Annotated in this window: 12 protein-coding genes; 8 read left to right on the top strand and 4 right to left on the bottom strand. The window is 57.5% G+C overall.

Going from position 1 to position 12,258, the window contains the following annotated elements:
• Nucleotides 1-10: 10 nt before the first annotated feature.
• The 3 genes from ACYVI2_RS18065 to ACYVI2_RS18055 form a co-directional block, all read right to left on the bottom strand.
• Nucleotides 11-898, bottom strand: coding sequence for a fumarylacetoacetate hydrolase family protein (locus ACYVI2_RS18065; RefSeq protein ID WP_415816095.1), 888 nt, complete (start codon nucleotides 896-898; stop codon nucleotides 11-13).
• 76 nt (nucleotides 899-974) lie between these two features.
• Nucleotides 975-2,141: an enolase C-terminal domain-like protein gene (locus ACYVI2_RS18060; RefSeq protein WP_415816093.1), complete on the bottom strand. Its 1,167-nt coding sequence runs from the start codon at nucleotides 2,139-2,141 to the stop codon at nucleotides 975-977.
• Between the two features lie 33 nt (nucleotides 2,142-2,174).
• A complete protein-coding gene (locus tag ACYVI2_RS18055; protein WP_415816091.1) occupies nucleotides 2,175-3,107 on the bottom strand; it encodes a Bug family tripartite tricarboxylate transporter substrate binding protein in 933 nt (310 codons plus the stop codon).
• 191 nt (nucleotides 3,108-3,298) lie between these two features.
• On the opposite strand from ACYVI2_RS18055, the gene ACYVI2_RS18050 reads away from it, so the two are divergent.
• Complete coding sequence (locus ACYVI2_RS18050; protein WP_415816089.1) at nucleotides 3,299-4,234, top strand: LysR family transcriptional regulator; 936 nt, start codon at nucleotides 3,299-3,301, stop codon at nucleotides 4,232-4,234.
• A 150-nt stretch (nucleotides 4,235-4,384) separates the two neighbouring features.
• Here the strand turns inward: ACYVI2_RS18050 and ACYVI2_RS18045 are convergent, their stop codons facing one another.
• Entirely contained in the window at nucleotides 4,385-5,299 is a 915-nt protein-coding gene (locus tag ACYVI2_RS18045; protein WP_415816087.1) for a LysR family transcriptional regulator, read from the bottom strand.
• Between the two features lie 325 nt (nucleotides 5,300-5,624).
• Between ACYVI2_RS18045 and ACYVI2_RS18040 the strand changes: the two genes are divergently transcribed.
• From ACYVI2_RS18040 to ACYVI2_RS18010, 7 genes are read left to right on the top strand one after another with little or no spacing between them, the layout of a single operon-like run.
• Nucleotides 5,625-6,626 (top strand): ABC transporter substrate-binding protein, encoded by a 1,002-nt coding sequence (locus ACYVI2_RS18040; protein WP_415816085.1) that lies wholly within the window; start codon nucleotides 5,625-5,627, stop codon nucleotides 6,624-6,626.
• Between the two features lie 14 nt (nucleotides 6,627-6,640).
• Nucleotides 6,641-7,477: an ABC transporter permease gene (locus ACYVI2_RS18035; RefSeq protein WP_415816083.1), complete on the top strand. Its 837-nt coding sequence runs from the start codon at nucleotides 6,641-6,643 to the stop codon at nucleotides 7,475-7,477.
• A 1-nt stretch (nucleotide 7,478) separates the two neighbouring features.
• On the top strand, nucleotides 7,479-8,282 hold the full coding sequence (locus tag ACYVI2_RS18030) for an ABC transporter ATP-binding protein (RefSeq protein WP_415816081.1): 804 nt from the start codon (nucleotides 7,479-7,481) through the stop codon (nucleotides 8,280-8,282).
• 36 nt (nucleotides 8,283-8,318) lie between these two features.
• Nucleotides 8,319-9,113, top strand: a complete 795-nt coding sequence (locus ACYVI2_RS18025; RefSeq protein ID WP_415816079.1) for an enoyl-CoA hydratase/isomerase family protein — start codon at nucleotides 8,319-8,321, stop codon at nucleotides 9,111-9,113.
• 3 nt (nucleotides 9,114-9,116) lie between these two features.
• On the top strand, nucleotides 9,117-10,283 hold the full coding sequence (locus tag ACYVI2_RS18020) for a thiolase family protein (protein ID WP_415816077.1): 1,167 nt from the start codon (nucleotides 9,117-9,119) through the stop codon (nucleotides 10,281-10,283).
• A 5-nt stretch (nucleotides 10,284-10,288) separates the two neighbouring features.
• A complete protein-coding gene (locus ACYVI2_RS18015; RefSeq protein ID WP_415816075.1) occupies nucleotides 10,289-10,720 on the top strand; it encodes a Zn-ribbon domain-containing OB-fold protein in 432 nt (143 codons plus the stop codon).
• A 7-nt stretch (nucleotides 10,721-10,727) separates the two neighbouring features.
• Entirely contained in the window at nucleotides 10,728-12,257 is a 1,530-nt protein-coding gene (locus ACYVI2_RS18010; RefSeq protein WP_415816073.1) for a class I adenylate-forming enzyme family protein, read from the top strand.
• Nucleotide 12,258: the final 1 nt, after the last annotated feature.

Below are 12,258 nucleotides of genomic sequence, written 5' to 3'. Positions count from 1 at the left end.
CTCCCTCCTTCTATGTATCGGCTCCAGCCACGATCTTAACGTTGCCGTCAACCTCGTCTTCGATCCGATTCGACAGAATGCCGATCCCTTCGATCTCGATCTCGATGGTGTCGCCGGCCTTCATCCATACCGGTGGTGTGCGAGCATACCCGACGCCTGCCGGCGTTCCCATGATGATCACATCACCAGGTTCCAGGGTCATGACCTCTGTGATGAGGCAGAGCGTTTCCACCACTGGAAAGAGCATGTGCGCCGTGTTACTGCGCTGCATGACTGTTCCATTTAAACGAGACTCGATCTTCAAGCCGCGGGCACCCGCGGGCAATGTCGAAGCCGGAACCAGCCAGGGACCAAAGGAGCCCGTCTCGTCGAAATTTTTGCCGATTGTCCACTGCGCGGACTTGCGCTGATAGTCGCGCAGCGTGCCATCGTTAAAGCACGAATAACCTGCCACAGCTTCCAGGGCGTCGGTGGCGACCAAGTGGCGAGAGGTCCTACCGATAACCACGGCGAGTTCGGCCTCGAAGTCCAGCCTGGTGGAGACATGTGGCCGCCTCAGGGGCGCGCCATGAGCGGTTAGGGACGAAGGGCAACGCAAGAAAAAGCTCGGATACTCTGGCTTGTCGTTGCCGCCCTCGAGTGCGTGATCGGCGTAATTGAGCCCCATGCAGATTATCTTACCGGGGCGCGGCACTACCGGCAGCAGTTCAACGGCGGCCAGGGGTTGGCGTTCTGCAGCGGGTATCTCAGCAGCCATCTCGGCGGCGGCCGCAATGCCGGCAGCACCCTTTTCGCAAAGGCCGATCATGTCGCCAGGAAGGATGGCGACTGATTCGCCCACGATTGCACCGAGGTGTGGCGTAGCATCGGCTGCAGTACGGAAGGTGACAAAGTTCATGTGCATTTCTCAGAGTAAAAAATTAAGTCGTGCCGCACGTATGACGTCGGCTTGACTCTGAATGAGCCACGGGCCGTCAGTCCGCGCCAACCGTACGCATCAATGCGTACAAGGCAGTGTGGCCCTCGAAGCCGATGCCAGGCAGTTGCGGCGGCTGCACATAGCCATCCTCCACCACAGTACTGTCCGCAAAGCCACCGAAGGAACCGAATACACCGGGATAGGCCTCGCAGCCTCCCAGGCCGAGACCGGCTGCCAAGGCCAACGACATTTGGTTGCCACCGTGCGGGAAGTGACTCGTCGCCTGCCAACCCTGCGCTTGCAGATCCAGCACCATAGTCGAGAAGGCATCCAGGCCATAGGACTGCGGAGGATCGACCTGGATCAGATCCTGCCCACTGCGCCACCCGCCCAGCCGGATGAGATTCACAACGTCCTGCATGCCGTAGAGGTTCTCGCCTGCCGACAGTGGCGGCGCGTAGACGGACGCTATTTCGGCCATCAACGAGAAATCGTTCGGGTCGCAGGGCTCTTCGAACCAGCGCAGCCGGTATGGCGCCAGCGCCGCAGCATAGGCCAGCGCATCGTCACGCCCGAATTTGCAGTTGGCATCGACTGCCAAATGCCCGCTGTCAGGCAGCACACCGAGGGCGCATTCGATGCGCCGCAGATCTTCGTCCAGCGGGACTCCACCGACCTTGATCTTGACATGCGTGTAGCCGTTGTCCTGGTGTGAACGGATCTCGTCGGCCACGTCTTGCGGCACGCCGCCCGGGCGATACCAACCGCCTCCTACGTACACGGGGACCTTTTGTTGCATCGAGCCGTCGAGATAGCGACGGGCCAGAACTTCCGCAGTGGGCAAGTCTTGCGCCTTGCTTATCGCATCCCACAGAGCGGTCTCGATTGTGCCGATGGCGATACATCGTTCGGCGTGGCCACCCGGCTTTTCACCGATAAGCATCGTCGCCACCGCCTTTGTTGGGTCGAGCACCCCGGCAGCATCGAGCAACGACTCAGGCGTAGCACGCAGCAGACGCGGGAAAAAGCGTTCCCGCATGGATTGGCCGCACGCGTAGCGGCCGGTAGAGTTAAAGGCGTAACCCGTCACCGGGACTCCGCCGGCCCCAGGGTCCAGTTTCACGGAGACGATCGAGGTGGTCATCTCCGCAAAGGAGAATACGGCATTGCGCATGGTGCTTTGCACCGGAAATGCGGCTTCATGAAGGGCGATGATACGCATAGTTCAGCTCGGATTCGTGGACATTTGGTTTGCTTAGCGTGACCGCTCAATGCCGGCGCTTCGGATCAGCTTGCCGTAGCGTACGGTCTCGTCGTCGATATGCTTGCGGAATGCTTCTGGCGTGGCCGGCGCGGCGGGAAGAAAGCCCAAGGCGACAAGTCGTTCACGTGTATCGGGCTGCCTCAGGACATTGTCAATGTCGGAATTGATCTTGTTGATGATTGGCGTTGGCGTGGCACCGGGCGCGACAAAGCCCAGCCATGCGCCGTATCGAAAGCCGGAAAAGCCGGACTCGGCCATTGTGGGCACGTTAGGAAGTACAGCGAGCCGCTCTGCCGAACTCACTGCCAGAGGAACGAGTCGGCCGGACTGCAGAAACGGCAATACTGCGGACACTCCTGCGAACATGACTTGTATTTGGTCGCCCACCACTCCTATTGCCGCATCTGACGCGCTTTTGTACGGAACATGCGTCAATTTGATATGCGCGTCGTGCATAAGCATCTCCATCGGCAGATGCTGCGCGCTGGCGACACCACTGGAGCCAAAATTGATCGTGCCCGGTTCGGCTCGGGCCAAGTCGACCAATTCTTTGACCGATCGCGCCGAGAACTGCGGCGATGCGACTAGCACGAAGGGAGTTTCTCCAATGAGTGCGATAGGCGCAAAGTCCTCCAGCGGGCGATAGGGAAGCTTGGCATACAACCATGGGTTCGCCGCCAGGGTAGTGTCGTTGGGCACGAGCAGCGTATAGCCGTCGCCGCGGGCGCGCGCAACCTGCTGAGCACCAATGATGCTGTTGGCCCCGACCATGTTCTCGACCACCACGCCCTCGCCCCACATCGCGCTCAGCTTATCTGCCATAAAGCGCGAAGCAATGTCGGCACCTGCGCCTGCTGCGAAGGGCACGACGACGCGCACGGGCTTTTCTGGATATTGACCGTTCGCTACGCTGCACAACAGCATGGCAGCGAGTGCAAAGGCACGGGTATAAGCGATTGTGTTCTTAAGCGTGCCCAAATAGACCGAATAGCACTGGGTGCAACATGTAGGGTGGTCATGAAGGTCTCCATTCTTTTGGTTAGCGGTATCGATTCTGAGCCATACAAATCCAACTAAAAAGAATATATTTCAGATACTCTCTAGCGAAAATAGGCATGGATATCGATCAAGGGGTTGGAATGGATCTGCGACAGATACGATATTTTCTGGCGGTGGCGGACAAGGGCAGCATCAGCGCGGCCGCCGCCGTGCTGCACGTGGCTCAATCCGCCGTCAGCCGACAGATACGCTTGCTAGAGGAAAACATGAGCGGCCCGTTGTTCATCCGCAGTATTGCGGGCGTGGAACTGACAGATAGTGGCCTCATGTTCCTGGAGCGGGCCAGATTCATCCTGCGTGAAGTGCAGAGCGCGACTCAGGACGTATCCGACTTCAACCGCGGGATGCGCGGGTTCAATCACGATGTGCGCGGCACGGTCCGTATGTCGGCAGCACCGACGGTGGGGCAAGCTCTGTACGGGCGGACCGCGATGGATTTCCGGGAAAGGTTCCCCTTGATCCGGCTTGAGTTGACCGAGAGCCCGACTGAGGATGCGTTACATCGTCTCTCTGCCGGCACTATCGACATGGCCATTGTCTCTGATCCAGGCAACCGGGAGCACATCCGCTTTACGCCTTTGCTGGAGCAGGAGATCTCCGTTTTCTGTCCCGGTGGCAGCAAACTGGCCACTCGCGCCAGCGTGCACGCGAGAGAGCTGCGCAAGCTTCCGATCATCATTTCCCTCGGCCTGCGCAATAGCTTTGAAGCACAGCACGGCGCAGTGGAGCCTATCATCCAGATCGATGGCGGCGAAGGTGCCGCGCAGCTCGCCCACGCTGGGCTTGGCGTGGTGGTAATGCCGAGTTCCGTCGCACGGACATCGACGATTTGGAAGGATCTCGTCGCCGTGCCGATTCGAAGTTTTTCCGTTACGCGCATGCTTGCTGTCGCCGAGGGACGGCCCGTGAGCTTAGCCGCGAAAGCATTCCGTGGCGCCATTGAGGCGCAAACGGCCGTTTGCATCGGTGAGGGTCTGTTTCTACCGGTTTGAGCAATTGATCTCATTCCTTGAAGGGGGCCGTCTCACACTAGAGAAGTCGGCAGGTGACCATAAGCCATCAACCTCAGGCTAGTTGATCTTTAGGAGGACATCAGCCTGAGCTGCTGCGCCACCCAGCGCTCTGGCGCGTCAACGTCTTCACTACGCACTCAGAAGTGACTCATCCACATTGAGTTTCTCAGAAAAGAAATCCAAGAAAGTTCGGATCTTTTTCGGCATGCCACGACGACTCAGAACCATGGCCGTCACATGCATTGATGGACTGCGCCAGTCTTCTAATACGCGGTGAAGCCTGCCTGCCTTGAGGTCATTGGTGCACATGACATTCGGCAGCATGCACATTCCGACGCCCGCGATCGCCATTTCCCTGGCGATTGATATGTTGTTGACAACGACTTTTCCGTGGATGGTGGCAAAGCGGTGCGAGGCACTGTTTCGCAACGTCCATATTCCATCATGTTTCTGTTGTGCCGTGACAATGCAGTCGTGCTTGTGCAGATCATCCACTGCGTAGGGAATCCCGCGTCGTTGCAGATACTCGGGGCTGGCGTAAACGCCTCTCGTCAACGTCGTGAGCCGGCGGTAAGTCAGATCCGTATCCTGCAATGGTCCCAACTGTATTGTGAGGTCGTAGGCTTCCTCGCGGAGATCAATGATTCTGCTGTTGACATCGACCTCTAAGACAATGTCCGGATACGCCAGCATGAATTCTGACAGCGCGCGTCCAATCCAAGACATACCAAAGTCCACGGGGATGCTGATTCGCAAGATCCCTCGCAGTTGGTTCTGTACCTGCGTGGAGGCGGCTTGAGCCAGTTCGGCTTCATCGACAATGCGACGGCAGTGTTCGTAGAACTGTGAACCGGCCTCGGTGGTTCCAAGCTTGCGGCTGCCCTTCTTTAGCAATGCGGTGCCGACTTGTTTTTCCAAAGCCGAGAGCTTTCTGCTGATCGTCGACTTCGGTACTCCTGTTTCTTTGGATGCGCGAGTGATGCTTTGCGCATTGATTACCTCAAAAAAGAGGCGCAATGAGTTGAGATCGATTTTCTCGGACATTTTTTTCGCGTAGACCAAACGCGGTTCGGGGAGGCCCTAATCTCTTAGGCGGCGCACAGGTTCCATGCATGGAACAGAGCGGACTTATTTTAGTTTCTACCGGATGAAATTCATCGTACCAGAGGACAGCCCGCACGCAATGGTGGTTTGTCCCTGGGGCGGGCGGTGCCGCTGGCTAAACGTTCCACCAGTGGAACGGGCGGACCAGATATGTCCCTATTCGTAATACGCGTGGGTTCCTAGAATTCATTCCACAACCAAGCCGAGACACAAACGGCAATCTCTGGTGTGAAACAGACAGTCCATCGAGAATTAGGAGACAAACGTGCTTGACCAACGACTTTCCAGGCGCTCGTTGCTGCGCGCCGCAACGGCACTGACCTCCGGCGCAATGCTCGGGCTTCTTGCCGTGCCTCAGCCAGCCCGCGCTGCAGCGGCGAGATTGCGCTGGGCCAATTTGACCCCTGGCTTCACGACATTATTGACCGACTATATGGTGGCCAAGGGCATCGACAAGGCCAACGACTTGCAGCTAGGGAAACCGACGGCCTACACATCGGTCACCACCTACTACAACGATTTCGTGGCGGGCAATTATGACGTGTGTATTGGCAGTTGGGACACGTTCGCGTCCAGGTACCTCTCGTCGGTGCCGGTGCAATACGTCTGCTCCGTGACGACCGGCAACATGATCAACCTCATCACCCAGGCTCAGGGCGTCAACAGTATCCAGGATCTAAAGGGAAAAACCCTTGCTGCGCCGCAGTCCACAGGCACGTATCGCATGACGCGAGCCGTGCTAAAGGAACTGACGGGGTTGGATATCGAGAGCTACGCCGTAGTGCAGAACGTGGACAACCCAGCCGCGTCGGCCACACTGGTCATGGCCAACCGCGCCGATGCAGGGCTGACGTGGGAGCCGAACGTCTCGGCGGGATTGAAACGCGCGCCGGATATGCGTGTCCTCTATAACGTAGGGGAGGAATATCGTCGCAAGGTGGGGCTTGATCTGCCGTATTTTGGCGTGGCCGTTCGCAAGGACGTCGTGGCGCGCGATCCGTCGGTAGTCACACGCTTGAACACCGCATTCGCGCAATGCATCGCCGGCATCGTTGGCAACACCGACGAGGCGGTAACGATTGCCGGAGCAAATTCAGGGATGTCTCCTGATGTGCTGAAGGCCGCAATCGAGTCAAAACGTCTCGAGTTCAAGCACACCTCCATGCAAAAGGAGGACGGGCGTCGAACTATTCTCGCTGCCAGCGAATTCATGGTGCGCAACGGTGCCTTGTCGAAGGCCGTCGATGACGGTTTCTTCGCGGCGTAAGGGAGACGGGAAACATGACCGCTACCGTCAACCCCCAGAACCGGGCTCAAGCATCTAACGCAAATGGAGGGCGTGCTGTTAATACAGCGGCACCGGCAAAGGATCTCAGCGAATTCAAGGCGCTACTTGTCGTCGTGGTCGTGATTTGCGCCGTCATGCAAGTCGCGAGTCTGTATGTGCCCGACTACATCATGCCGTCGCCGCTGGCCATCGGTAACGCGCTGGTGAGCCTGCTGACTAATGACTTTATGCATGTGGCGATCACACTGGGGCGACTGGTGGTTGCTATCGTGTTCTCCGCTCTGGCAGGCGTGGCAATCGGCTTGATAATGGGCACGTCGAAGAAATTCGGCCCCTATCTGAAAGCGCTCGTTGTGGTCGATACTGGCATACCGGCGTTGAGCTGGATGCTGCTGGCTGTGTTCTGGTTCAAAGACCCAGAGGCGCGCATCTTCTTTATCCTCACGGTAATTCTGCTTCCGTTCTACGCACTGAACGTATATGAGGGTGTGCGCTCGCTTTCAAGTGACTGGGTCGACATGCTTGAAAGCTTCAGGCCAACACGTTGGCAGATGCTGCGATACCTTGTTGCGCCGCACATCATTCCCTACATCTTTCTGACCACCAAATCGGTGATCGGCTATGCCATTCGTATGGTGATCTTTGCAGAGCTGGTCGCTTCGGCTTTTGGTATTGGTTCACGTATGAGCTTTGCACAGTCGACCTTTCACATCGACCAGGTAATGGCTTGGACCTTTCTTCTGGTCGTACTGAATCTCGTTATTCAGTGGTTGGCGAACGTCGTCGAAGCACGAGTGCTTTCCTGGCGTAAAGAAGCAAAGGTGCGTTGAAATGAACAACGAAAAATTAATCATTGAACTGCGCGACGTCACCAAGCGTTTCGGGGACTACACCGCCATAGACCAGCTGACCATGGTAGTGCGTGAAGGTGAGACCGTGGCGCTGCTGGGGCAAACGGGTGCAGGCAAGAGCACCGTCATGTCGTTACTCATGGGATCGGCTACGGCTGACGAAGGCGTGGTCCGTGTCGCAGGCGCTGATCCATCTCGTGATTTCACAGCGCTCAGAGGTAAATTGGCCGTGAGCTTTCAGACGGACCGCCTGTTGCCCTGGCGTACTGCGCAGGAAAACGTAGAGCTGGGTCTGCTATTACTCAATCGGCCTAAAGCAGAGGCCCAGGCACGCGCACGCGAATGGCTTGCTCGCGTCAAGCTGGGTAATGCAGGCCACAAGTATCCGTCGGAGCTATCGGGCGGAATGCGCCAGCGGGTGTCTCTGGCGAGAGCGTTGGCTGTCAATCCTGAGTTGGTGCTCTTGGACGAGTCGTTCAGTCAACTCGATCATGTGACCTCTCAGACCTTGAGACGAGATTTCGCCGAGATCGTGCGTGAGCAACGCAAGACCTGCGTGTTCGTGACTCATCGTATCGAAGACGCGTTAGAGATCGCCGATCGCGTGCTTGTGCTGGCTGCGCCCGCACGGGTTTGCCTTGAGCTGGCGATCAGTGCCCAACAGCGCCTGGACGGCGATTGCATGCGGCGCATGCATCGACAGATCGAGCGCGCCATCGGTAACGAAGATCCGCTGGAGGATGAAACCCATTCTCCGCTTACGCTGCAGCCACAACTGGCTTGATTACTCACCCATTAAACGAGCAGAAAGAGTCTGAAGATGAGTTACGAAGATATCATCCTTGAAAAGAAAGAAGGTTGGGTGGAAATCACCATCAACCGGCCAGAAAAACTGAACTCGCTTCGCGAAACCACGGCCCAGGAGATCCTGGACGTGCTGCACGAAGTGGAAGGCCAGCGTGAAGTGACTGCAGTGATTCTGCAGGGAAGCGAAAAAGCCTTTTGCACGGGTATCGACACCAGCGAGTTCACCATCGGTGACAACGAGTACTTCGACTTCTATCGCAAGCGCAAGCGTTCGCGCAAGGTCAATCAACTGTTTCGCGAACTGCCCAGCTTTACCAAACCGGTGATCAGCGCGATCGAGGGATTTGCGCTGGGTGGCGGCCTGGAGCTGGCGTTGGTCGGCGACATCATTGTCGCAGGCGCCAACGCGCGATTCGGCCTCCCGGAAATCAAACTGGGCCTCATGCCTGGTGGTGGCGGCACCCAAACGCTGCCCCGCTTGGTCGGGCCAGCTCTGGCAAAGGAACTGATGTGGACCGGCCGGCGCATCACGGCGCAAGAGGCGCTCGAATTCAGGCTGGTCAACCACGTGACGGACGCCGGCAAGGCCATAGAAAAGGCCCGGGAGATAGCCGGCAATATTGCGGGCAATGCACCGCTTTCGGTGATGTTTACCAAGGCCGTCATCGACCGGGGCATGGATATGCCTTTGGCTGAAGGCATGGCGGCCGAGGGGGACGTGTCCTTCATGTTGTATTTCACGAAAGACCGTCAAGAGGGTCTCAACGCGTTCCGTGAGAAGCGCACACCTGGATTCAAAGGAGAGTGAGTGATGAAGCAAAGAGAAATCGCCATTGCGGGCTATTCCGAAACGCCGATTGATTTCAAGACGGGGCGCAGTGCCTATGACCTGGCCGGTGAGGCACTCGATCTATTGTTGGAAAGCACAGGCATTGACAAAAGCGAGATTGATGGCCTGTCGGTGACGACGGCCTTGTCTGAGGCGCAGAATCCCTTCTTTGCCGTGTATATGACGGAGGCCCTCGGCATCACGCCGACGTGGCTGAATTACGGAGGAATCGGCGGCTGCTCTGCTACGGGAGGCATTGCCCGGGCTATGTCGGCTATTCGTGATGGAATGTGCAAGCTGGCCGTGGTGATGTCGGCGGATGCTCCCAGTTCTGACTGGCGCTCGAACTACGGCGCTTATCGTGGCGAGTTCCAGGACCCTCCCGGAGTGCAAGGACCGCCGGCGAGCTTCGGCCTGCTGATGAGCCGCTATATCCATCAATACGGTTTGGATTCAGAGGCGCTCGGCAAGATTGCTGTCACGCAACGACAACACGCACTGCATAACCAGAACGGCTACAAGAAGTTCCAGAAAGAACTGACCATGGACGACTACATGAACTCGCGGGTCATTTCCGATCCGCTTCGTGTATTCGACAGCGTCATGTTTTGCGATGGGGCCAATGCATTTATCGTGACTACCGAAGAAAACGCAAAGCGTCTGGGGCTCAAGAAGAAAGTCTATCCGGTGGCTTATGGTGAGGTGACGAACTTTAATGGTAGCGATCCGCTGGCGGACATCACACTGTCGGGTTTCACAAAGATAGGTCCCGAGGTGCTGCGTAAAGCGGGGCTGGCGCCGAAGGACGTGCGCATGTTCCAGCCCTATGATGATTTCACCATTGCCGTGATGATGCAGTTCGAGGCATTCGGTTTCTGCGGCATGGGTGAGGGTTCTGATTTCACGAAACGGACAGATCTCTCGTTCAGCGGCGACCTGCCGCTGAACACCGGTGGTGGCCAGATCTCCGCGGGTCAGCCAGGGCTGGCCAGTGGCGGCCTCAATCTCGCGGAAGCCGTGCGTCAGATGTTCGGCGAAGGTGGCGGCCGTCAGGTCAATGATCCACGCAATGCGTTGGTCACCGGTATTGGCGTTATTCCTTACGGTCGCAACTGGGGAACCAGCTCGGCCATGGTTCTGGAGGCTTGAATATCATGAGCGAAAACAATGTAGTCAACGCGGCACCTGTGCGTCCCGTTCCACGCCAGTCCGTTTATGTAGACACCAAGCCGTTTTGGGATGGCATCGCTGAAGGCAAGCTGGTGCTGCAATACTGCACAGAAGCCGAGCGTTTTCAGCATTATCCACGCCCAGTCAGTCTTTATACCGGTCGGCGCACGCTAGAGTGGCGTGAGGTGTCGGGTCAAGGCTTTATCTACGCCTGCACGGTAGTGCGTATTCCAGGACCAGGGGTAGAGGGACGCATTCCCTTGTGTGTCGCCACCGTCGAATTGGACGAGGGCGTGCGCATGATTGCCAACGTGTTGAATTGCTCTCCCTCTGATATCGCGGTGGGAAAGCGCGTCAAGCTGGCCGTCGATCAGCTCGCCCCGGGACATGCATACCCGGCCTTCGAACTCGCCTGATATCACCATGCGTCTAGAACATTTCCTGGCAGCACATGCGCTGCGCACGCCCGGCAAGACTGCGGTAGTCGTGGGCGAAGCGTCGCTCACCTATGGGGCCTTGCTCGCGAGCTCACACTCGCTTGCCGCCGGTCTCGCGCGGGCTGGCGTCAAAGCCGGAGACAGGATCGTCGTGTATTTGCCGAACTGCCTGGAGTTCGTGCAAATCCTGTACGCCGCGTTCTCCATAGGTGCGGTCGTCATTCCGGTAAATACGCGCAACACCCCCCGCGAATTGGTCTATTTCGCACAAGACAGCCAGGCCCGCGTGCTCGTGTTTCACATGGATTCGGCACAGGACCTGAACGACGTCGATGCCGATCTCGCTGGCATTCGGAAATTTGCGGTGGGAGGCGATACTCCCGGCGCGGAGTCGTTCTCCGATCTCTTGGTTCCTTCGGATGAGCGTACCCCCGAGGTGCCGCTGGAGCTGGATGACGCGATGATTCTTTACACGTCCGGCACAACGGGTCAGCCCAAGGGTGCCGTACTGACTCACGCGAATTTCGTTATCAGCAATGCCTTCGTCAATGCGGTGGAATGGGGGGTAACGGCGGACGAGGTGTTTCTTGTGACAACCCCTTTGGCTCATCGTACAGGGCTTGCCCGTTTGATGAATTCCATGTGCCTCGGTGCCAAGCTCGTCGTCATGAAGCGCTTTGATCCGAAAACCGCCGTGGAGGTGATAGACAGGGAACAGGTCAGTGCGCTAGGCATGGTGCCAACAGTAGGCAGAATGCTCATGCCGGTATTGGAGCAACGGCCCGGCAGCTGCGCTAGCCTGCGTCATATCATCGTGACAGGCGAGGCCTTTCCTGTGGAACTTAAGCGCCGCATGATCAGCATGCTGCCGAATGTACGCCTGCATTCCTTCTTTGCCATGACCGAAGTGGGCTCGGTCACCGTTCTCAATCACGAAGAACAATTCACGCATCCTGCATCGGTGGGCCGCGTCACGCCCGGCGTGCAAGTCAAGCTCGTTGATGAAAACGGGCATCAGGTTGCCGTCGATGACGTGGGGGAGATTCTGGTGCGCTCTGGCGAAGCGGGCCGCTTTACCACGATGAAGGGCTATTTTGGACGCCCCGATGCGACGGCCAGCACCATTGTTCATGGCTGGGTGCATACCGGCGATATGGGCCGTTTTGACGCCGATGGATATTTGTATATCGTTGATCGCAAGAAGGACATGGTGCTCAGCGGCGGCTTCAATATCTATACGAAAGAAGTCGAGCAGGCTCTCCAAGAGCACCCGGCCGTGAGTGATGCCGCGGTGGTTGGTGTTCCCGACGAGTTATTCGGAGAGGCCGTTGCCGCATTCATCGAATTGCGCCCCGGCATGAACGTCAGACCTGAAGATCTAATAGAGCACACGCGCACGCGTATCGCCAGCTATAAAAAACCCAAACATGTGGTCTTTATGGACGCGCTCCCCCGCAACGGCGTGGGCAAAGTACTTAAGGCCGAATTACGCGAGCTTGCGCTCGAACGGATCTAGA

It is taken from the genome of Bordetella tumbae, from assembly GCF_054780995.1.
Note: the sequence above shows the minus strand (reverse complement) of the source record. Positions and strands in the feature narration are given on the sequence as shown.

Bases quoted from the DNA above. Each gene is read 5' to 3' on its own strand.
- ACYVI2_RS18065 (WP_415816095.1), bottom strand. From the start codon at position 898: ATGAACTTTGTCACCTTCCGTACTGCAGCCGATGCTACGCCACACCTC.
- ACYVI2_RS18060 (WP_415816093.1), bottom strand. From the start codon at position 2,141: ATGCGTATCATCGCCCTTCATGAAGCCGCATTTCCGGTGCAAAGCACC.
- ACYVI2_RS18055 (WP_415816091.1), bottom strand. From the start codon at position 3,107: ATGCTGTTGTGCAGCGTAGCGAACGGTCAATATCCAGAAAAGCCCGTG.
- ACYVI2_RS18050 (WP_415816089.1), top strand. From the start codon at position 3,299: ATGGATATCGATCAAGGGGTTGGAATGGATCTGCGACAGATACGATAT.
- ACYVI2_RS18045 (WP_415816087.1), bottom strand. From the start codon at position 5,299: ATGTCCGAGAAAATCGATCTCAACTCATTGCGCCTCTTTTTTGAGGTA.
- ACYVI2_RS18035 (WP_415816083.1), top strand. From the start codon at position 6,641: ATGACCGCTACCGTCAACCCCCAGAACCGGGCTCAAGCATCTAACGCA.
- ACYVI2_RS18030 (WP_415816081.1), top strand. From the start codon at position 7,479: ATGAACAACGAAAAATTAATCATTGAACTGCGCGACGTCACCAAGCGT.
- ACYVI2_RS18025 (WP_415816079.1), top strand. From the start codon at position 8,319: ATGAGTTACGAAGATATCATCCTTGAAAAGAAAGAAGGTTGGGTGGAA.
- ACYVI2_RS18020 (WP_415816077.1), top strand. From the start codon at position 9,117: ATGAAGCAAAGAGAAATCGCCATTGCGGGCTATTCCGAAACGCCGATT.
- ACYVI2_RS18015 (WP_415816075.1), top strand. From the start codon at position 10,289: ATGAGCGAAAACAATGTAGTCAACGCGGCACCTGTGCGTCCCGTTCCA.
- ACYVI2_RS18010 (WP_415816073.1), top strand. From the start codon at position 10,728: ATGCGTCTAGAACATTTCCTGGCAGCACATGCGCTGCGCACGCCCGGC.